We start from the raw sequence: 23,013 nt of genomic DNA, 5'->3' as shown, positions 1-23,013 counted from the left end.
CTTATTTTGGGGGGAATTATCCCTTACATGCCCTTGACCAAACGCACCCTGCTAACTATTCTGTGCCTGATTGCATTCATAATACCCGCATTGCCGGCCACCTTTTACGTTACCTCCAATGCCGATAATGGCACGGGAACGCTCCGCGATGCCCTCACACAGGCCGCCGCCAACGGCACCACCACTACCGACTATATCTATTTTAACCTGGCCGATCAAAGTATCACAGGCAGGACAATCGACTTACTCACCGAGCTACCCGTCCTAAGCTCTAACCTTGTCATCGATGGAACGACACAGCCCGGAATGCCTTTCTACGTCACCGACGCACGCATTTTTGTCCGCATGATGACCTATGCCACTACTTTCTCGATGCTAAAGGTGTATAACTGTACCTCCGTACAGATATATGGACTGTATCTCTACTACGGCGACTGGCAGGACGCGCTGTTTTCAGCTACTAAATTCCGGACACATACGCTCTATGGTGTAGACATCGCTAACTCCTCCAATATTATTATCGGCGCGCCCGGCAAGGGCAACGTCCTCAATGGCGAGGCTGTGGGCATCTGGTCAGCAGACAACACCAGCCTTACCCACGATATTACAATCCAGAGCAACTATATCGGATGCGGACTGTACCCATCTGCCACGCAGGATGTGGACACCTATATTATCCAGATGGACGCTGCCATGCATTTGCTCAATGTAGCGAATCTTACTATCGGCGGGCCCTCTCAGATCGCCGGTAATGTACTCACCGGACAGGCGGGACTCTGGATGGGCTCGACCGCTACCACCGGCAATGGCCCCCTTCTTATTCAAAACAACCATTTTGCCAGAGGATTTGATAAAACGACCCTGGTGAGGGGATATGATGGCTTTACGCAGTATATTGATATAGGCGATACCAAAACAACGCAGGACTATTCTCTACAGCTGTTGGACAATGATATCCCCGAGAGAGTATATATCGACAATCTGTCCGTAAACTTCAGCATTAAACGCAACGTATTCGGGATCGCTCCTGACTTTCTGAATATAGGTGATACCAAGCTCTTGATCGACCAATGTTCGGGAGGTATCATTGGTGGCGACAATCCTGCTGATGCCAACCAGTTCTTGTTCGGCCAGCATCCCGGGTATAGCGTACACTCCGGCAATGTTGGCCCTATCACCAGCTGGAAGAATATTTATGAATGTAATTCCCAATACGGATCCACCACCATGTCGCAGTACGTCGACGAACCCTATGTCGTTCCGTTTGTGCAGGTGAGTCAGCCCACCCCCAATGTCGTTTCGGGTATCGCGACAGCCAACTGCCGTATCGATCTCTATTATGATGACGAATGTACCGCCTGCGAAGGAAAGATATACATCGGTAAGACACAGTCCGACGCCAGCGGCAACTGGATCTATAGCGGGCCCGTTAATGGGACCGTAATAGCCACTGCGACAGATGCCTCCGGCCGCACCGGTGACTTCTCAGCGCCCCGTTTCTTTACCAGTAGCATGAAGATCATAGAGCCATCCTGCGGGAACGCCAACGGTTCGATCACCGGGATCACATCCGACGGCGCCGAGAGTTTTTATTGGGTAGATCTCACGACGGGTGCCACGGTCTCCCATTCCATCAATCTGACCAATGCCGGGTCGGGCGAGTACCTGCTCTTTGGCGTGCACGGCGGAACTTGTATAAAAGCTATCGGCTATTCGATCTCCCTGTCGGATGTTACCCCGCATATCCAGGCCGCCGGTGCCGTCGTCACCCAACCCGGTTGCGGGCAATTCAATGGATCCATCATCGGTATCACCGTTTCCGAATACTCGAACCTTCAATTTGCGTGGATCAATGATCAGGGTCAAACGGTATCTACGGCACAAAACCTTACCAACGCCGGACCGGGAAAATATAAGTTAGTAGTCACGGATGCCGTCACAGGTTGCAGCGACCAGACCAGCTTTTATCAGCTCATCAATCAGTCAGGTCCTACCGTGGATATCAGCCAGGCTGTGTTGACCGGTACTACCTGCCGGAAGTCCACGGGGGGCATTTCAAATATCCTGACTAACAATGTCACAGGTCAGGCAAACTATACCTGGATCGATGCCTCTGGCAAGACAGTCGGTACCTCACTCGAATTGCAAGGTGTCCCCGCGGGGAGTTACCAGTTGGTATTTAAAGATCAGGGCTCCTGCCCCGCGATCACGACGCCAGCAATCGCCATTACAAATACTGGCGGCGACATCCAGCTCACCGCCGGCAATGTCGCCAAGACCGACGAATCATGCGAAAGAAAAAATGCCTCGATCCAGGTGCAGGACATTAGTCCCACTGAGGCCGGCTTCAGCTTTGTCTGGATCGACGATGCCACAGGTCAGATCATTGGCAACGGGACATCCATTGCCAATCTTGCCGCAGGCAGCTATGATCTGCAAGCTACCGATGCCACCGGCTGCCAACAAAAGGTAAGGACTTTCCAGGTCATCGACGACCCCGCGCCCACGATCGATGTGTCGGCAGCTATCGTTATTCCCGATACCTGTTCGCAGGATATCGGCTCAATCACCGGGATTACCGTCAAGGGCACGCCTTCATTTACGTTCGCCTGGCATCAGGCCACAGGGGTGTCCGTTGCTACGACAAAGGACCTTATATCGGTAGGGCAGGGTAGTTATTATCTGGTGGTGCAGGATCAGAACGATTGCTCAACCACTGGCCCGACAGTGAATGTCGGCGACATATCGGCGCAGCTGAATGCTCCTGTGTATGACGATATCGTCATCCCGAAGGGTCAGCCCGCAACCCTTACCAACAAAGCCCGCCAATCCGGAACATACGATCTTTACGCTATCAACCCCGATGGCGGCGGCGCCGGTTCATCACCAGGGTCGCCGGGTCAGCCCGCATCCGCGCAGACAAACGCAACCGGCGATTTTGTCACTGCTCCACTGGAGGCCGATACTACACTGTATGTGGTTTTAAGAAAGGGCGACTGCTCAAGCGCCGTCGTTACCGTGAACATAAAGGTGCTAACAACACAGGACCTCATCGTCCCGAATGCCTTTACCCCCAACGGAGACGGACATAATGATGTGTTCCGCGTAAAAAATCCCCAGCTGGTCAAAATCTTCTCGATGACCATCTTCGACCGCTGGGGCCAGGCAGTCTTCGAAACCGCCGACCCTTATACTGGCTGGGACGGTAGCCGCGACGGCCGCCCCGCCACCACAGGCATCTATGTCTGGACGATCCACTATACCGATATCCTCGGCCACACCGAATCCCGCCGCGGAACCCTTATCCTTGTCCGATAATCGCGAGAGGCTTTCGTTGCCGGAGCTGGATTCGAACCCAACGAACCACGCCCGGCTGGCGCCGTGCGGGTTTTGTTTCTTCGTCCGCTTTGGCGAACAAGTTCGCCCCGGTACCGAAAAAACAAAACCCCGAAGCGAAGCTTCGGGGTTCGTTGTTGCCCGACCTGGATTCGAACCAAGACAAACAGAACCAAAATCTGTCGTACTACCTTTATACTATCGGGCAATCCGTCCTTGGTAAAAAGGAGTGCAAAAATAAGCTTTGAGGAAAAACCGTCCAAAAGAATTTACTGTGAAATCGGGAGCCCTCCGGATCAGCAACTTATGCCAAAAACGCCCGCGCCCGGCGTCCCCATCATATAAACTTAAACAACATCGCCAGAATCGCATAGATCAAGGTCGCCGCAAACACTCCCTTCGCCGTCTTATCCCGATGCGTATTTATATAGATCGTAAACAAAGCGATATTCAATACCAGACAAGGCACCGAAATAGCCGTAACCTGCGACTTATTCGTCTGGATAAACCCGAAAAATTCCCTGATCGTATAAAGAGGATAGAATTGGACAAAGTAGTAGATGACAAGGCTAAGAATGGGTGCTATCAAACCCAGCACAAGGCCCAACCGAAGGTTGTCTTTTTTAAATATCACGATTTCCACGTTTTTTCGAGTTTGCTCTTAAGAACGTAATTCGTCATGTCAAATTGTACGGGCACCACGCTCACATAATTGTGCTCCAAGGCCCATACATCCGTATCCCTTCCCCGGTCAAAATTTACAAATTTGCCCGTTAACCAATAATATTTTCTCGAATTCGGGTCGTTCCGCTCGACAAAATCTTCCTCATACTTCGCATAGGCCTGCCGGCAGATCTTGATCCCCTTGATCAGGTTATCCGGCACCGCTGGGAAATTCACGTTGAGAATCAAGTGTTTATCCAAGGGATTGGCCAACACCTCCTCGACGATCATCCGCACATATTTCCGCGCCGGACCGAAATCAGCTTCCACACTATAATCCAGCAGCGAAAAGCCCACGGCAGGGATGCTTTCAATAGAAGCTTCCACCGCTGCCGACATCGTCCCGGAATAGATCACGTTGATACTATGGTTGGCGCCATGGTTGATACCGCTGAGGCACAGATCTGGCTTCCGCCGTAAGACCTTGTCCACGGCCAGCTTCACGCAATCCACCGGCGTCCCGCTGCACGACCATGCCTCCACGCCTTCGAAAACATGGTGCATCGGTTGCAGCCGCAATGGGTTCCCGATGGTAATGGCATGACCCATCCCCGACTGGGGCTTGTCCGGAGCTACGACTACTATCTTGCCCAGGCCTCTCACCGCCTCCACCAGGTTGCGGATACCGGGGGCGCTGATGCCGTCGTCGTTCGTTACCAGGATGACGGGCAGCCGTTTGCCGCCTTTCCCATGTGTTCCGTTGCCAGCAGCTTTAGGATTTTTCAATCCTTTTGCAGCAACTCTCTCTTTCCCGTCGACCTTCTTCCCGGCTGTCTCCACTTTCGAGATCGCGACACCCTTACCAAGGCCATCCTCGCTCAACCCGATCTTCCCCGTCGTCTCCCGGATGATCCCCGTAGGGCCTGTCTTTCCTGTCCTTCGCGGTCTGGCTGTGGTATCTGTTTTCTTGATAATCCCTGTTGCCCCCGTCTTACCGGGCTTTTTCGTAGCCGCCGTCTTTCCATTGGCACCGGCCGCTGTCCTTGTCCCGCCGCCCTTCTTATTGATATTCTTTTTTTCCATAAGTCTTAGAAGAGCAAAAATCAGCATTATTTCGGAATTTTCCCCCGTTTTCCCCCCATCATCGGGATTTCTCGCCTGTTTGCGCTATTTTTGCACCCATTTTAAATTGATTTCCCGACTATGGCAGGACAACTAAAAGAGGTACGCAATCGGATCAAATCCATCCAAAACACGCAGCAGATCACGAAGGCCATGAAAATGGTCAGCGCTGCCAAGCTCCGCCGCGCCCAGGATTCCATCCTCCAAATGCGCCCCTATGCTCAGAAACTGCAGGAATTGCTCAGCAACATCGTCAGCAATTCCGAAGGCGAACTGGGTATGGACCTCGCCGTCCAGCGTCCAGTCGAGAAAGTACTGCTCATCGTCATAACCAGCGACCGTGGCCTGGCCGGAGCCTACAACTCCAACATCATCAAGCTTGCCAAGACCGCCATTCGTGAGAAATACGCCACCCAGGCATCCAAAGGCAACCTCACCATCTGGGGCATCGGCAAGAAGGGGTACGAGCATTTTGCCAAGAACAACTTCAACGTCTCCGACACCTACAAGGATATCTTCCTTAACTTAACCTTCGAACACGTCCAGGCAGCAGCCCAGGCCGCCGTCAAGGCCTTTGAAAAAGGGGAATTCGATGCCGTCGAGATCGTCTACAGCCAATTCCGCAACGCGGCCACCCAGAACTTCGTTCTCGAACAATTCCTCCCCATCCCCAAGGTGGAGAAGAAGCCCGGTACCAACAACGTAGATTTCATTTTCGAACCCGGCAAAGCCGAACTCATCACCGAGCTGATGCCGAAGATACTCAACACCCAGCTGTACAAGGCCGTACTCGACGCCTGGGCTTCAGAACACGGCGCCCGTATGACCGCCATGGACAAGGCCAGCGACAACGCCAACGAACTGCTCAAGGCACTTCGGCTGTCTTACAACCGTGCACGTCAGGCCGCCATCACGACCGAACTCACCGAGATCGTCAGCGGCGCCGCTGCACTCCAGGGATAAGCAACAGGTCACGGCATCCGATAAGGAGGCCGCCGCTGCCCCACCCCTGACCAAAGGCCGAAGGCCGAAAACTTAGCATATGGAAATCGGAAACATCATCCCGCATATCGAAGCCCTCATCTTCGCCAGCGACAAGCCGCTCACCTCCATGGAGATCACGGAGCTGATCAACAACGCTTTTGGCTTTATGGAAGAGAAGCTTACCCTCGAACAGATCCAGACCTCCATCGACGGCATCATCGAGAAATATGCATCCGAATTCTATCCCTTCGAAGTCCGCGAAAGCGGCGGCGGCTGGCAGTTCCTCACCAAAAAGGATTATCATAAGACCGTAGCCCAGCTCAACGGCGAGAAATTCCTGAAGCGCCTTAGCTCAGCCGCTCTCGAAACCCTCGCCATCATTGCTTACAAACAACCGATCACAAAAGGCGAGATCGAAGCCATCCGGGGCGTCAGCAGCGATTATAGCATTCAGAAACTGCTGGAAAAAGAACTCATTGTCATCTCGGGCCGCAACGAAAATATGCCGGGCAAGCCCCTGGTCTATTCCACGAGCAAAACCTTCATGGATTATTTCGGCATCAACTCCCCTGCCGATCTCCCCAAACTCAAGGAGGTGTTCGCGGAGACCCTTGTCGAACCTACGATCATCGGACCTCATGGCGGCGAAGCTTCGGTCGAAGGTGAAAGCGCAGAAGGCGAAGCTGCCAACCCCGGCGCCGCCCAAAGCGAAGGAGAGCACCAAACAGGCGAAAGCGATGCTTCCCTCCTCGTCTCCGAACACGGCGAACTCCTGGATGGTGAACCCATCCCGCCCTATTCCGACGCCGACGAAGACCTCGCTCCCGAATCAACCGGACAAACGCAATTGGAAGAATCCGACGAACAGGCCGACGAAGGCGACCCCACCGACCTCAGCTCCGACTCCCCCCGCGACCAGGCCTCCGGTTCCCACATAACCTCCGAATCCGGCGAGTCTGACGAGCAAGCCGACGACGAAGAAGAAGCCGGCGACGCCCATCCTTAAACGACCCAAGACATGTCCCAGCAGCAATCTCAACTCACCCCGGAATATCTCATCACCCTCGGCCAGCAATTCGGAACTCCCCTGTACGTCTATCACGCCGAAAAGATCCGCGAGCAATATGCAAAACTCACGACGGCCTTCCGCGACAGCAATACCGTTTTCTTCTACGCCTGCAAGGCCCTCACGAATATCAATATCCTAAAATACGTCCACAGCCTCGGCGCCAACGTCGACTGCAGCTCCATCAACGAAGTAAGGCTCGCCCTCCATGCCGGTTTCCCGCCCGAACGCGTACTGTACACCTCCAACGGCATCGGCTTTGACGAGATAGAAGAGGCCGTGTCCCTCGGCGTTATCGTCAACATCGACAGCCTCAGCAACCTGGAGAAGTTCGGGAAGAAATATGGCCATACCTATCCCGTCGGTGTCCGCCTCCGCCCCAACATCATGGCCGGCGGCAATCTCAAGATCAGCACCGGTCATGACAAAAGCAAGTTCGGCATCCCCGTCGACCAGGTGGACAAGATACTCGACCTCGTCGACCGTTACCATCTCCGCATCGCCGATCTCCACATCCACACCGGCAGCGAGATCAAGGATGTCGACGTCTTTGTCCAAGGTATCGAGATACTGTTCGATCTAATCCCGAAATTCAAGGAGCTTCAATTCATCGACCTCGGCGGCGGTTTCAAAGTTCCATATAAGGACGGCGACGGAGAGACCAACATCACCGAACTCGCACAAAAGGTTCAGACAGCTTTCGCCAATCACCCCAATCCAGGCGGCCGCCCCCTTCAGGTGTGGTTCGAGCCCGGCAAATTTCTTGTCAGCGAATGCGGCTACTTTGTCACAAAGGTCAACGTCATGAAGGAGACCGACGCGGCTACATTCGTCAGCGTCGACAGCGGCTTCAACCACCTCATCCGTCCCATGTTCTACGACGCCTATCATCGTATCGAGAACATCAGCAACCCAACGGGGATACCAAAGCGCTATTCCGTCGTCGGCAACATCTGCGAGACCGACACCTTCGCCTGGCACCGCATGATCAACGAAGTGCGCGAAGGCGATTATCTCGTCTTCTACAACGCCGGCGCCTATGGATTCGAAATGTCCTCTAACTTCAATTCGCGCTATAAGCCCGCCGAAGTCCTCGTAAAAGACGGCCAGGCCCACCTCATCCGCCGCCGCGACAAATTCGAAGACCTGCTGCGCAATCAGATCGAACTCTAGGGCGTTCCCCGGCGCCGCAAACCAATGCGAAGCGCCGGGTCGGGCCATCCATTGCAAGTCCTCGCCCTCGCCTTACGACTCGAACTCCGGGCTTTCCACTCCTGTCCCTAACGCAAGCCGCGAATTCTTCCTACATTTATCCCAACCAAAAAACACTACCTATGCCTCCCATCCGTATGGTCGACGACCCCAATGATCCCCAGGAAAACAGCGGTGACGACTCCGGTGGCGGAGGCGGCGGTTTCGACCCTGGCGGGGGAGGGGATGGCGGCATCATCGGCGTACTCTTGCTCTTGCTTGGCCTCTTCCGCGGCCGCGGCCTGATCCTTTTGCTCCTCATCATCGTTGGCGGCTACTTCTTCTTCGGTCGCGGCTGTCACATCGGCGGCCTCGGCGGTGGCGGCGGCAGCAGCAGCAGCAATCTCCAGCAGCTTTCCACCGGCGGCTATCTCGATCCAAAACAATTCGAAAAGGCCAATATCTACGAGTCCCTCGACTCCACAAAAGACCCGTTGCCCGAAGCAGCCAATCTGCAAAAATACGCTCCCTCTGTTGGCAATCAGGGCCATCAGGGAAGCTGCGTCGCCTGGTCCAGTGCTTACGCTGCCCGAACGATAGCCGAAGCCGCCCGCACGGGCTCCGACCCCAACAGTCTCCGCTTCAGCCCCTCGTTCTTGTACAACCAGATCGGCCTCCAAAACTGCGATGGCAGCTATATCGAACGCGCCATGGAATTCATGACCCGCTCGGGCTCCGTTCCCTACAATGAATTCCCCTACAACGACCAGGACTGCTCCAAACAACCCGACCAGCAGCTGCTCGAAGAAGCCAGACAATACAAGATGCGTGGCTTCAACCGCCTCACCCCCGGTGATCGCAACAACGTCCTCGACCTGCACGCTATCAAAGAGAATATCTCCCAGGGTGCACCCGTCGTCATCGGCATGCAGGTCGGCGGATCATATATGCAGGATATGATGGGCAAAGATCTCTGGCAGCCCACCGCCGAGGACAGAAGCATGCTCGGCTTTGGCGGTCACGCCCAATGCGTCGTCGCCTATGACGATCGCAAATATGGCGGCGCCTTCCTCATCATGAACAGCTGGGGACCGGAATGGGGCAACAACGGCTTCGCCTGGGTACGCTATCCCGATTTCCGGCATTTCGTCCGAGAGGCCTATGGCATCGAACCCATGGCCCGCACCGGCGCCGCCGCACAAGAACCCTTCTCCTGCGAGATCGGCCTCGTACAGGTGCACTATGAAGGCAACAAAACTATTCCCGGCGACTACATCCCCTTGCAAGTGAAGAAAGACAACGTCTTTGAGACTGTCTCCCCCGTAAAAATGGGCACCCGGTTTAAAATGGAGGTCAAGAACACCACCGAATGCTATGTCTATGTTTTTGGTAAGGAAACCGACGGCACCAGCTACACCCTCTTTCCCTATCCGGACCACAACAATCCGCAAAAAACAAAATTCTCTCCCTTCTGCGGTATCACCGGCTACCGGCTCTTTCCAAAAGGCAAGAGCATGATGCCCGACAGCATTGGAACAAAAGACCAGATGGCCGTCGTCGTCAGCAAGCAGCCCCTCGACTGGTACGCCATCAACAACGAGCTCAGCCGCAATCCCGGCCAGGACTATGGCAGCCGCCTCAACGCTGCCCTATCGGACAGGCTAATCCGTAACGTCGACTTCAAAAGCTCCGCAAAAGGAAACATGCAATTCACCATCAGCGGCGACAACCCCAACAGCATCGTCGCTACTGTCGTCGAAATAACCAAACACTAAAGCCATGACTCCCTTCCTCGACCTCATCCGCAACCCCCTGAAAGTAAGATTATTCCTACTCGCTAACCTGCCCAGTGCCTACTTCTCCGGGCTTCGCGTAGCTGAAGCCGGCGACACCCAGTGCGCCGTTACCGTTCCCTACCGCTGGTTCACCCGCAACCCCTTCCGCTCTACCTACTTCGCCTGCCTCAGCATGGCGGCCGAGATGAGCACCGGCATCCTCGCCATGGCTCATTGCTACAAACGCAATCCACCCGTCTCCATGCTCGTCGTCCACACCGAAGCCGCCTACTTCAAAAAGGCCACCGGCCTCACCCGTTTTGTCTGCACAGATGGCCCCGCGATACAAGCCGCGATAGAACAGGCGATCACCACGGGCGAAGCCACTACGATCAAGGCCCGATCGGCCGGCACTGCCCGCAATGGCGACGCCATAGCAGAATTTTTCATCACCTGGTCGTTTAAAGTCAAGGCAAAAAGCAACTGACACGAACTATTTAGACACTATCATAAAGGCTTTTCCTTATCGCCTAAATAAAAGTATGTAGTCAGCCGTCAAATAACACCTCCGGCCGGATTCAACGCATTTTGCGCATTTCCTCTTACTGGAAAAATATCATTTCAACCGATTGCAGCCCGATCCCATAATAGCGTCTGATAACTGTAGCTATTACATATATACGATTGTACCCATAGCCCGCGTCCCTCACCCTGCATGTCCGCTGCATTTTTAGCTGCTGCCGCCCAACGCATGCCACCACGCCGCTACCTATACCATACGCCTATTCGAAACGCCGAAAAAACAGGCTACATTTAACCCGAGCCTTTATCTTATAACCCCAGTTCCGTATTATATGAAAACCATAATTTGCCTCCTCCTTTGTATGACATCGATCGTGGCCTTCTCGCAACCTACGGTCTCCTCGACATCACCGTCAAGTCAAACCGTATGTTCCGGTACTACAGCCACCTTCACCGTCACGGCAGCAGGAGCCGCCCCACTGACCTATCAGTGGCAGGTCAGCACCACAAACGGCGCTACCTGGACAGCGATAACAAACAACGCCACTTACAGTGGCGCGACAACCGCCACCCTGACTATCTCGAACACCCCGGCTTCTTTGACAGGGTCTGACTACCGCTGCACCGTTACCAACGGACTCGGGAGTACCTCTTCTTCTGCCGGGATATTGACGGTCAACGCCACTCCCGTTGCGCAGACCTCGAGTCAGTCCATCGTTCAATGTTCTTCCCAGCCCACCGGGTCGGCCCTTGCTTCAAATGCCAGCCTCAACTATCAATGGCAGGCGAGTACCGACAATGGTTCTTCCTGGAATAACATCACTGACGGCGCCGTCTACACCGGCACCACTACCTATACCCTCACCTGGAACGTCGCCTTATCTCTGAATGGGAATCAATACCGGTTCATCGTCACCGATCCGACCAGCGGCTGCACTGCCACCAGCACCGGCGTCGATATCTTATATATAGTCGGCACGCCTACCCCCCTGGTTTCCATTTCACCCGTCAGCGCCAATATCTGCCCGGGGGCGAATGCTACTTTCAGTATAGTGGATAGCACCACTCTGACCTATCAGTGGCAGTATAGCACCAACAACGGCGCCACCTGGACGAATACCACTGATGGATCGCTGTACACTGGCTCCACCACCGACGCACTGTCCATCACCGGGGCTACGGCGGCGGCGGTGGCCCGCTATCATGTGATCAGGTCGGAGACCCAGCATGGCCTCACCTGCAGCTCTGCCTCCACCTTCGCTCCCCTGGCATTAAAAACAAATGCTTCCGTTGGCGTCCAGCCGGTCGACGCAACCGCTTGCGCCGGAACGAATGCCACCTTCCATATCACCGCAACCGGCAGCACGCCGTTCGCCTATCAATGGCAGACGGATAACGGCACCAGCCCCAGCGTCTGGACCAATGTCGGCACCAGTTCGTCTACCCTCACCGACGCCTCCGTCACTACCACTATGGATGGCTATCATTACCAGGTGTTGGTGACCGGCGCCTGCGGCCCCCAGCTCACCTCCAACACGGTGACCCTGCACGTCAAGTCTTCCGGCGTCTGGTTGGGTGGCACCAGCACTGCCTGGGAACAAGCCGCCAACTGGTGCGGTGGCGTACCCGTACAGACGACCAATGTGGTCATCCCGCCCTCGCCTACGGCGCCTTTCCAGCCGACTATTAGCTCAACCACCGGAACAGCCTATTCAACGGCGCTTAACGTCCAGAGCGGCGCCGTCCTCACCATCAGCGGTGGCAGCACTTCGATGCTGGGGCCCTTCAGCATCGTCGGGACAGTGGCCTATACAGCAGCAGGCAGCCAGAACGTACTGCCCGCCGACCACGGCAACCTCACCATCGGCGGCAGCGGCACCAAGATACTGCAGACCAACACCGGCATCGTGGGCACCCTCAACCTTGGCGGTACCGCCACCCTCGTGACGGGAAACAATCTGCTTACGATGTATGCCGGAGGAAACAACTCCATCACCGGCATCGTAGGAATGCCGACAGCCGCCACCAGCTGGGTCGTCACCGGCAACGGTAACAGCGGCGCCGGCAACACCGGGCTCGGCGGACTCAAGATCCGCCAACTCGGTACCAACACCGGCTTCTTTGTGATCCCTGTCGGCCCGACCCCGGCTTCGTATGCCCCGGCTGAGATCTACAACCCCGGGGCCACCAATGATTTTACCGTCGCTGTCAACGATCAGCCTATGCCGGGTGGTCCGCTCAATGCCACTGTCGCCCACACCTGGTTCATATCCGCCGCCAATCCGGGCGCCAGCGGTATCTATGTTGCGTTTCAATGGAACGCCTCCGACCAACCTTCCTCCTTCAATCCCGCTTCTGCATCCATCATCCGCGGCAACGGAACATATGCAGTGGAAGAAGGCATGAACTTCTCGGCTTCCGGCAGCAACCCCTATTGGATGGAAGAAGGTCCCTTCTCCACGGTGTCGCAATTCAGCGTAGCCACCAGTACCTTGGTCGTTCTGCCCGTGAAGCTGCTATCCTTCACCGGCCATTGGCTCGAGAACGGCACGGCAGGCCTCACCTGGTCAACGCCCGCGGATTTTGAAGCCCGAAACTTTATCGTCCAGCGTTCAGGGGATGGCAGCAATTTCGACAATATCGCCACGGTGCCTGCAGGGCTGGGCGGATCATCCTATAGCTTTGTCGATATGCATCCCAATGCCAATAACAGCTACCGGCTGCAGCTCACCGACGCCGACGGGACTATCACCTACAGCAAGGTCGTTGTGCTGACGGATGCCGCCGCGGCAGACCAGGCCACACTCGCCCCCTCCGTCACGGAGACCGGTGCCTCGAATCTCCACGTAACCCTGGGCCGCGAAACTGATCTCCAATACAGCATCAGCGATCTCTCCGGACATGTCCTGTCGCATTTCTCGGTCCATCTGCCAAAAGGTTCGAACACCCTCCCGCTCGACCTCAGCCGGGTGTCTCGCGGACTGTATTTCGTTCGGCTCACCAGTGATGATGGCTTCAATAAAGTCCTTACTCTCGTGAAAAAGTAAAACGACACGTGCAAAAAGGGGCCGCCTATTTTGAGGCGGCCCTTTGTTATTCCGATTTTAAGCTTTTTACCGGGTTGGTCATAGCGGCCTTGATGGACTGGAAACTGATCGTGAACAAGGCAATCAGCATCGAGATCAGGGCGGTGGCCACGAAGACCCAGGCAGATATATGTATCCGATAGGCAAAGTCCTGCAGCCATTTATTCATACCCCACCAGGCGATGGGAGAGGCAATGAGAAAGGCGAGGAGCACAAGGAGAATAAAGTCTTTGGACAGCAGGGAGGTGATGCTGGCGACGCTGGCGCCGAGAACCTTGCGGATACCGATCTCCTTATACCGTTGTTCGGCCATGAAGGCGGAAAGGGCGAAGAGGCCCAGACAGGCGATGACGATGGCCAGCAGGGCAAAGCTGGTGAAGATGCCCCCGGTTCTTTGTACATCGGCATACATAGCGGCGAAGTTCTCATCGAGAAAAGTATAGCGGATAGGCTGAGCCGGTGCGAACTTCCTCCACACCTTATCGATAGCGGAGAGCGCCCCTTTGGTGTCCTTTGTATGGAGCTTTGCCGATACGATGGACGAGCTGTAGCCAGGTCGCATAACGAGGCCCCTGATATTGTCCCGCATGGATTCATAGTTGAAGTCCTGTATGACACCGATGATCGTGAGATCAGCCCAGCCGTTGGTGATCTTTTTGCCCAAAGGCTCTTTCAGGTGCAGCTGGGAAGCCAGGGCCTGGTTGATGATGACGTTCTGGCTATCGGCCAGCAGATTGCTGTTGAAGTTCCTTCCGGCCACCAGGTGCATGCCCAGGGTCTTGAGGTAACTGTCATCCACGGTCCAGAACTGTGCATTGATGCCGAGATCGATTTTGTTACGGCCAGCGAGGTAGAAGTCATTCCCATCCCGCCTGGTTCCCCACACGGGCAGGTAATCGCTGACAGAGGCGCTGCTCACCTGGGGCAGGCCGGCCAGCTCGTTACGGAAAGTTCTTACCTGGTCGTTCGTCAGCGCCCCGGTGCCACGGATCACCACCACCTGATCTTTATCAAAGCCGGGCTCACGGTTGAGGATAAAATGCATTTGACCATAGATCACCAGGGTGCCGATGATCAGGATAATGGAGGTCGTAAACTGGAAGACCACCAGGCCATTGCGTAAGAAAGCGCTTTTGGTCCCCCTGCTGAGCCGGCCTTTCAATACTTCGATGGGCTTAAAGGCGGAGAGGTATAGGGCAGGGTAGATGCCGGCCAGGATCCCGATGACCACAGCGGCGATGAGGATGGCGGGTAAGAGCCACCAGGCTTCCCAGGGGATCGTTAGCGACTTGGCGGTAAGGGTATTGAACCAGGGCAGGATCAACCAGGCCAGCAGTACGCCCAGGGCAATGGAGAGGAAGCTGAAGACCATCGATTCCATCAGGAATTGTTGGATGAGACTGCTGCGGAGAGAGCCCACCACTTTACGCAGGCCGACCTCCTTGGCGCGGTTGGCGGATTTGGCGGTAGAAAGGTTAATGAAATTGATACCGGCTATGAGCAGGATAAAACAGGCGACGGCGGCGAAAAGCCATACAAAGCGGATGTCCCCATGCGGCAGTTCGTCATCCAGCGTAGAGAGATGAATCCGGGATATCGGCTGGACAAAAAGTCTGGCATGCTCTTCCATCAGGTCGGCTAATTTATCTCCCGCTTGTTTCAAGAAGGGTATATAATATTTGGTAATGATCAGCGGCAGGTGGGCTTGCAGTTTCGCTGCGCTGGCGCCTGGTTTCAGCAGCATATAGGTGTAGTAGTTGCTGGCTCCCCAATACTGTTGCTCGCCGGGCCAGAAGGCATATTCTTTCAGCGTGAGAAAGAAATCATACCGGATATGCGAATTGGCGGGTAAGTCGTTTATGACACCGGTGACGGTATAGGTTTTCTTGGGGTCGTTGTTCAGGATCATGGTCTTACCGACGGGATTCTCGCCCGGGAAGAACTTATCCGCCTGCTTTTTAGTGATTACCATCGTCATAGGCCCGGTAAGGGCGTGAGCCCGGTCGCCATAAACCATGGACACCTGCAGCATGTCCAGGATGGATTGATCGGCAAAAGTGAAATGTTCGGCATAGGTGTTCTCCTGCCGGTCGGTGCGGCGTATCTCATTGCTTTCGGTTACGCCCGCGAGATCGTGGGGCATCAGGCGTCCCACCGCCTCTATCTCGGGGAAATTATCCTTCAGGGCGGCAGCCATGGGGGCGGACCAGTCGGCGTTTGTTTCGACCCTCCCATCCAGCCTGAACTCGCTCGTCAGCCGGTAGAGCCGGCCGGCGGCTGCCCAGGAGGTATCATAGCTCAACTCATCGAGAATATACAGGGTGATCAGCAGACAGGCGGCAATGCTGAGGGCAAAGCCGCCGATCTTCACAGCGGCATACATCCGCTCCTTCCGCAACTGGCGGAGGGCGATGAGGAAATAATTTTTAAGCATGCCAAACAGACGGCCAAGAGTGTGCCGCTAATGCAAATAATTGATATGTAATATCTTATTCAAATATGACCGGGAGCGGGTGTTCTGTTTCGATACAGGCACTGTACGGAGAAAAAGAGAGGCCGCCCCGTACCGGGGCGGCCTAATCTTATCGATCAAACTACACTTAGTGTCCAGGCATCACCAACACCTTACTGGTATACACTTTCCCATCCACTCTGATCATACAATAATGGATACCTGCTCCAAGCCCGCCGGGGCCCAGCGTCAGCTTGTAGCTCTGGTTGGCTTCTACCGTATTCTGGAATAGCACCTGTTCCCGCACCCCAAGTGAATTATAGAGCTCAACGCTCACCTGGCTCCGGGAAGGCGACTGGAACTCGACATAAGCGACCGTGCTCACCGGGTTGGGATACACCTTATACGTGAAGGCGGTTGCTGTCTGAGGATCCTGCCCACCCTGTGCAAAGGTAGCAGCCTTTCCCGTCGTCAACGCCCGCGCCACACTGGAGCAGCCCGTCAAATTCGCAGATACATTGGTCGAAGCATTCGTGCTACACCCGTTGCCCGAACTGGTTACTGTCAGCACATACGTTCCGGAGTCGGTAGCCGTTGTAGACACCTGCTCAGGGTCAAAGAACCCGTTCGGACCCGACCAGCTATATGTCACATTCGACGTCGTGGAATTGCCCGTCAGCGTTACTGTAGAGACAGTACACGTGATCGGACCGGAATTCGTAGCCGTCACCCCTGCCGGGGTAGCCGTATCCGCCACTACCGTGAGCTGTTTGGTGGCCGTACAGCCATCGGCAGGGTTCGTTACGGTGAGATTATATACGCCTCCCAGCGTTGCCGATGCCGACTGCGCAGCCGAAGTGAATCCACCCGGCCCTGTCCAGGCATAGGTAGCGCCGGAGGTGGTAGAGTTTCCTGTTATCGTCACACTCGTGGTGAAGCACGAGATCTTGTTCGATACATTCGCCGTCACCCCGAGCGGAACAGCAATGTTCTGCGTCACCGCGTTGGCCGTGGCGGCAGTAGAACAGCCGTTGTTGGGGTTGGTAACTGTCAGGACATAGCTTCCCGGCGCCGTCACCGTCGCCGATGCACTGGAGGCGGAGAAGCTGTTGGGGCCTGTCCAGCCATAGGTGACGCCAGTCGTGTTAGAGCTGCCGGTGAGAATGACATTCGGCGTGCTGCACGTAAGCGTAGCATTGGCAGGCACGCTGCTCGTCGTTACTGCCGCCGGATGTGCCGTATCGAGGGCGATGGACACGTTAGCAGTCTTCGAACAGCCGTTGTCGGTTTTGGTAGCCGTTACCGTATAAGTCCCCGGCGCGGTCACCGATGTAGTGGCGTTAGCGGAGCTATAGTTATTCGGCCCGCTCCAGCTATAGTTCACGTTCTGGGGGTTGGCGTTGCCGGTGATCGTAATCGTAGGATTCGTACAGTTGATGATCGTCGTCCCCGTTGCAGAGGCAATGGTCACTGCTACGGGCGGCGTGATATTTTGCGTAACGGTGGTCGATGCCGTTGAAGAACATCCATTGGTCGAGTCCGTAGCCGTCACCGAATAGGTACCGGGTACAGATATGTTCGTAGTCTGACCATTGAACGTGAACCCGCCGGGCCCTGTCCATGAATAACCAACTCTAGAGCCGGAAGCATTGGCATTGAAAGCAATGCTGCTTGTCGCGCAGGTCAGCACCGCAGTAGTAGGATTGCTCGTCATGAGCAGACCCGACGGCGGCGTGATATTTTGCGATATAATGACCGAAGTGCCGGAAGTGCAACCGTTCGACGAATTGGTCGCTGTTACATTATAGGTTCCCGGATTGGTTACACTGACAGAAGCCAATGAGCCCGTGAAACTGTTTGGACCACTCCAGCTATAGTTGACACCACTCGTAGAAGAGCTGGCCGTCAGGGTGATGTTGGGACTGGTACAGGTCAGGATTGAGCCCCCCGTACTGCTGCCTATCGTCAGGCCGGCCGGTGTCGTGGTATTCTGGGCAACCACTGTGTTGGCAATGGTCGAACAGCCATTCACCGGGTTGGTGACCGTCAGGGTATAAGTGCCGGCCACACTGGTCGTGGCAGTAGCACCGGAAGCCGTAAAGTTGGACGGCCCCGTCCAGCTATAGCTGACATTGGCCGTCGAAGAATTGCCCGTCAGCGTCACCGTCGGATTGTTACAGGTGATCGGACCATTGTTGATGGCCGTCACTCCTGCCGGCGGAGCAAAATTTGCGTTGACAGTCGCGGCAGTGGAAGTCGTACAGCCATTGGTCGGGTTGGTCACCGTGAGGATATACTCCCCGGGTGTAACGGCAGTGACTGTAGTTCCCGTACCAGTAAAGCTGCTCGGTCCTGTCCAGGCATAGCTCACACCGGTGGTTGTGGAAGTACCGGTCAGCACTGCACTGGAATTGCTACAGGTGAGCGTCGTCAGCGATGGGCTGATCGCCACCCCTGCCGGTGGTGTTACATTCTGGGTAATAGCAATGGAAGTACTAGCCGTACAGCCGCTAGTGGGGTTCGTCACGGTCATAGTGTACGTACCGGGATTGAACACATTCACGGCCGAAGAAGTCGCGGTGAAATTATTAGGCCCTGTCCAGCTATAGGTTACGCCCGACGTGGTCGAGCTGCCGGATAGCGTGGTAAAGTTGGTGCTACAGGTGAGCTGGGTAACATTGTTCGCTGCTGCAATCGCCAACCCTGCCGGTGCTGTCGTATTGCCCGTCACGGTCACCGTGGCAGTAGCCGTACAACCCGAGGTGGGATTGGTCGCCGTCAGCGTATAGGTTCCTGCTGCAGTAGCAGTAGCCGTAGCGCCGGTGACAGTAAACCCGCCGGGCCCGCTCCACGCGAAGGTCGTACCCGAGGTTGTCGAGCTACCGGTCAGCGTAACACTGGTCGTAGAACAGCTCAACGAGCCGGAAGCCGTCGCCGTTACACCCGCTGGGGCCGTGATATTCTGGGCCACTGTGGTCGTGGCAGTAGCAGTACATCCGCTGGAAGTATTGGTGGCCGTCAGCGTATACGTACCTGGGACTGTCGCAGTCGCCGAAGTGCCGGTGGCGGTGAAGCTGCCGGGCCCTGTCCAGGCGTAGGAGACCCCGGTGTTAAGGGTAGAAGAGCCGCTCAGTGTGACGCTGGAGGCAGAACAGGTCAATGGACCATTATTGCTGGCCGTTATAGTGCCCGGTGCGGTGAGTGTCTGATACACGGAGGTCATGGCAGTAGTCGTACAGCCGGTGGCAGTATAGGTAGCCGTCAGGATGAACGTACCGGGAATCGTAGTAGTAACCGAAGCGCCGGTGGCACTGTAGTTGCCAGCGTTGCCTGTCCCTGCCCAGGCGTAGGTGACACCCGAGGTAGTGGTAGAAGAGGCGCTCATCGTGGCCGTGGTGAAATTACAGGTCAACGGACCATTATTGCTGGTCGTTACATTGGCCGGCGCGGTGAGATTCTGCGTCACCGTGGTAGAGGCAGTTGCCGTACATCCTGTAGAAGGATTGGTAGCGGTCACCGTATAAGTACCCGGAGCCGTCACGGCAGCCGTAGCGCCGCTGGCGGTAAAATTGTTGGGCCCAGTCCAGGCAAAAGTCGTTCCCGACGTCGACGAACTGCCCGTCAGCGTCACACTAGTGGTTGAACAACTCAACGAGCCGGAAGCCGTTGCCGTCACATTTGCTGGCGCCGTCGTATTCGAAGTAACCGCCACGGTGACGGACGACCAACAACCCGTAGGAGGGTAGGTAGCCGTTAGGGTATAGGTACCTGCTGCAGTAGCTGTAGCCGTTGCACCCGAGGCCGTAAAACTATTAGGCCCTGTCCAGGCGAAAGTCGTCCCTGACAACGTCGAACTTCCCGTCAGCGTCGCACTGGGCGACGAACAAGTAATCGGTCCGCTGGCCGTCGCCGTCACGCCTGTTGGGTTCGTCGTATTGGACGTCACGGCTACAGTAGTGGAAGACGTACAGCCTGTAGTGGGATTTGTAGCGGTCAGCGTGTAGGTACCCGCCATGTTAGCGGTGACCGAAGCGCCGGTGTTGGAATAGCTGTTAGGCCCCGTCCAGGCATACGTCGCATCCGACTCGGACGAACTTCCCGTCAGCGTCACACCAGTTACCGAACAACTCAGCGACCCGGATGCCGTCGCCGTCAAACTCCCTGGGGCTGCCGTATTGGAGGTCACGTTCACCGTGGCCGTACCCGTGCCAGCAGAATTTGTCCCCGTCACCGTATAGGTTCCCGCCGTAGTAGCGGTCACCGAAGCACCGGTGGCGCTAAAGCTGTTGGGTCCCGTCCAGCTGTACGTAGTGGTTCCCGAGGCCGTAGTCGAAGCGGTCAAGGTCGTCGAAGGATTGGTACAGGTCAGCACCCCCGAATTACTTGCGGAGGCAGACACCGAAATACTGCTGACCGTACAAGGACCGACTTCCTTGAACACATCGTACTGTTCGATATAATAATCGTTGTTACCCGCGGAGACATTATACAACCGGATAACGATCTGCACCGTGTGGCCCGTCATCTGCCCCGAAGTGACAAGGGGTGTCCCAAAGGCGCCGGTATATGAGCCGAAAGACGTCTCGGGCCCGCCGTCGAGCTTATAAAACAGATGCGCATATTCACTGCTGGTGAACGACCCTTCCGAAGAGATCTTCGCATCCACCTGGATGCCGGTATAGCCGGATATATTAAATACCTGGGAATACCAGACACCCTCACCGCCCAGGGTCTGCGCCTTGATGCGGTGGGATTTCATCGCGAAATACACCGCATTTGGAACATTCGTCCTGTCGAGGTACCATCCCACGCTGCTAGGGTCGGATGTCGCACCGTTGACGTCGGCGGCCTGGTTGAAGTTTTCCGCGATGATGGGACAGGCCGGCGTAAAATACAGCCGGTCACCGACCCTCCTGGGGGTTGTTTTGATAGGCTCGCCGCCGCCGAAAAAGCCGGGCAATCCATGTCCGCTCCCCGGGCTACCGAGCCCTGGCGGCGATGCGTACAGCCGCCCAGAAAAAAAGAGAATGAGAAGGAAAGATATAATAGAGATATTATACCTTTTTCCGGGTAAAAACATGATCATATGTATTGGTTTAGTTCACGAGGTTAAGATATCGGAAGCGGAAGCACGCTCTCCCGAAGGATGCCGCCTGGCAGGATAAGGGTAACTGTATACTGTAAACGAGGCAGCAAAGTACATTTTTTTGCAATCGATTAAAACGCTGCGATCGCACAAATCAGCGCCGGCAAAGAATCGTATGCGATATGAGAGAATAGGAAAATGTATAAATGAAAAACGGTGAGTCTCAACCGTGCCCTATAATAGTATTCTGCGTAGTAAAGAAATGATTTCTTTATAAACGGTTTTTCCCTACATTTACCCTGATAAACAAACGACATGAAAATTGCTTTCCACGGCGCCGCCCGTACCGTCACCGGATCGAAACATCTTCTCACATTAAATAATGGCAAAAAATACTTACTCGACTGTGGTATGTTCCAGGGCATGGGCGACCAAACCGACGTCCTCAACCGCAACTGGGGATTTACCCCTGCCGAGGTAAATACGCTTATTCTCTCTCATGCGCATGTCGACCATTGCGGCCTCATTCCCAAACTGGTGAAGGATGGCTTTGCCGGCAAGGTCTATTGCACGCCCGCCACAAAAGCACTCACCGCCGTGCTGTTGGAAGACTCCGCCGGTATCCAGGAGGAAGAAGTGAAGTTCGCCAACAAACGCAAGACGGCCAATGGGCTCGCCTATCTTCAGCCCCTCTACACGGAAGAAGATGCAAAAAGAGCCATGGATCACTTCGTCACTATAGAATACGACACCTGGACCACCATCGACGACAACATCAGCGTCCTCTACACCGACGCCGGGCATATCATCGGCAGCGCCGCTGTAAGCCTGAAGATAAAAGAAGATGGAAAGGAGACCCATCTCACCTTCAGCGGTGACGTCGGCCGTTATAAGGACGTCATTCTCCGCAGTCCCGAGGTCTTCCCCCAGGCCAATTACATCATCATTGAATCGACATACGGTAACAGTCTCCACGATCCGGCGGATACGACCCCCGATATGCTCCTGAAATGGATCAACCACACCTGTGGCGAGAAAAAAGGCAAACTCATCATCCCCGCTTTTAGCGTCGGCCGCACCCAGGAGCTTCTCTTCGCCCTCAACTCCCTCGAAGAAGAGCATCGCCTTCCCGATTTCGACTACTATGTCGATAGCCCGCTGAGCATCGCCGCCACGGAGATCGTTAAAAGCTATCCGCAATATTTCAATAAGGCGGTACAGAAGGTGCTTGAGACCGACAAAGACCCTTTTGATTTCAAAAGACTGAAATACATAAAGACGGTCGCCGAATCCAAACAGCTCAACTTCCACGACAAACCCTGCGTCATCATCTCCGCCAGCGGTATGGCTGATGCCGGTCGGGTAAAACATCACATCAGCAACAGCATCGAGAACAGCCGCAACACCGTCCTGCTCGTCGGCTACTGCGAGCCCCATTCACTTGGCGGAAGGCTCCAGGCCGGGGCAAAAGAGGTACACATCTTCGGCATCCTGCACGAGGTCCACGCCGAGATCGGCAGCATCCGCAGCATGAGTGCCCACGGCGATTATGAAGACCTGAGCCAGTTCCTCGCCTGCCAGGACCCCAAGCAGGTAAAGACCGTCTTCATCGTCCACGGCGAATACGATGTTCAGCAGGCTTTTCAGGAGCGCCTCCTGAAAAAAGGATTCACGGATGTCCGCATCCCCGAGCTCCACTCCGAACACGGACTCGGATAACCGTTCTGCCC

At 55.3% G+C, this 23,013-nt stretch carries 12 protein-coding genes and 1 tRNA gene; 8 read left to right on the top strand and 5 right to left on the bottom strand.

Going from position 1 to position 23,013, the window contains the following annotated elements; translation table 11 throughout:
* Positions 1-27 precede the first annotated feature (27 nt).
* Positions 28-3,318, top strand: coding sequence for a T9SS type B sorting domain-containing protein (locus tag IEY39_RS14300; protein WP_188932677.1), 3,291 nt, complete (start codon positions 28-30; stop codon positions 3,316-3,318).
* Positions 3,319-3,473: 155 nt separating this feature from the next.
* Here the strand turns inward: IEY39_RS14300 and IEY39_RS14295 are convergent.
* From IEY39_RS14295 to surE, 3 genes are all read right to left on the bottom strand, one after another.
* A tRNA-Gln gene (locus IEY39_RS14295) sits at positions 3,474-3,544 on the bottom strand.
* A 129-nt stretch (positions 3,545-3,673) separates the two neighbouring features.
* Positions 3,674-3,970 (bottom strand): hypothetical protein, encoded by a 297-nt coding sequence (locus IEY39_RS14290; RefSeq protein WP_188932675.1) that lies wholly within the window; start codon positions 3,968-3,970, stop codon positions 3,674-3,676.
* Complete coding sequence (surE, locus tag IEY39_RS14285; protein ID WP_229688910.1) at positions 3,967-5,082, bottom strand: 5'/3'-nucleotidase SurE; 1,116 nt, start codon at positions 5,080-5,082, stop codon at positions 3,967-3,969. Before surE ends, IEY39_RS14290 begins: the two co-directional genes overlap by 4 nt.
* Positions 5,083-5,202: 120 nt before the next feature.
* Here surE and atpG point away from each other — a divergent pair, with 120 nt between their 5' ends.
* From atpG to IEY39_RS14255, 6 genes are all read left to right on the top strand, one after another.
* Positions 5,203-6,084, top strand: coding sequence for an ATP synthase F1 subunit gamma (gene atpG, locus IEY39_RS14280; protein ID WP_188932670.1), 882 nt, complete (start codon positions 5,203-5,205; stop codon positions 6,082-6,084).
* A 79-nt stretch (positions 6,085-6,163) separates the two neighbouring features.
* On the top strand, positions 6,164-7,111 hold the full coding sequence (scpB, locus tag IEY39_RS14275; protein WP_188932667.1) for an SMC-Scp complex subunit ScpB: 948 nt from the start codon (positions 6,164-6,166) through the stop codon (positions 7,109-7,111).
* A 12-nt stretch (positions 7,112-7,123) separates the two neighbouring features.
* Entirely contained in the window at positions 7,124-8,344 is a 1,221-nt protein-coding gene (lysA, locus tag IEY39_RS14270; protein ID WP_188932665.1) for a diaminopimelate decarboxylase, read from the top strand.
* A gap of 161 nt (positions 8,345-8,505) precedes the next feature.
* Entirely contained in the window at positions 8,506-10,137 is a 1,632-nt protein-coding gene (locus IEY39_RS14265; protein ID WP_188932663.1) for a C1 family peptidase, read from the top strand.
* Between the two features lie 4 nt (positions 10,138-10,141).
* Complete coding sequence (locus IEY39_RS14260) at positions 10,142-10,624, top strand: DUF4442 domain-containing protein (RefSeq protein WP_188932661.1); 483 nt, start codon at positions 10,142-10,144, stop codon at positions 10,622-10,624.
* Positions 10,625-10,991: 367 nt separating this feature from the next.
* Complete coding sequence (locus IEY39_RS14255) at positions 10,992-13,706, top strand: DUF8696 domain-containing protein (RefSeq protein ID WP_188932659.1); 2,715 nt, start codon at positions 10,992-10,994, stop codon at positions 13,704-13,706.
* A gap of 46 nt (positions 13,707-13,752) precedes the next feature.
* Here IEY39_RS14255 and IEY39_RS14250 read toward each other — a convergent pair whose 3' ends face one another.
* A complete protein-coding gene (locus IEY39_RS14250) occupies positions 13,753-16,179 on the bottom strand; it encodes an ABC transporter permease (RefSeq protein WP_188932657.1) in 2,427 nt (808 codons plus the stop codon).
* Between the two features lie 166 nt (positions 16,180-16,345).
* Positions 16,346-21,283, bottom strand: a complete 4,938-nt coding sequence (locus tag IEY39_RS14245; protein WP_188932655.1) for a T9SS type A sorting domain-containing protein — start codon at positions 21,281-21,283, stop codon at positions 16,346-16,348.
* 315 nt (positions 21,284-21,598) lie between these two features.
* Between IEY39_RS14245 and IEY39_RS14240 the strand changes: the two genes are divergently transcribed.
* Positions 21,599-23,002, top strand: coding sequence for an MBL fold metallo-hydrolase RNA specificity domain-containing protein (locus IEY39_RS14240; protein ID WP_188932653.1), 1,404 nt, complete (start codon positions 21,599-21,601; stop codon positions 23,000-23,002).
* Positions 23,003-23,013: the final 11 nt, after the last annotated feature.

Source organism: Puia dinghuensis (assembly GCF_014642875.1).
GTDB lineage: Bacteria > Bacteroidota > Bacteroidia > Chitinophagales > Chitinophagaceae > Puia > Puia dinghuensis.
This window is presented reverse-complemented; position numbering and strand designations above follow the sequence as displayed.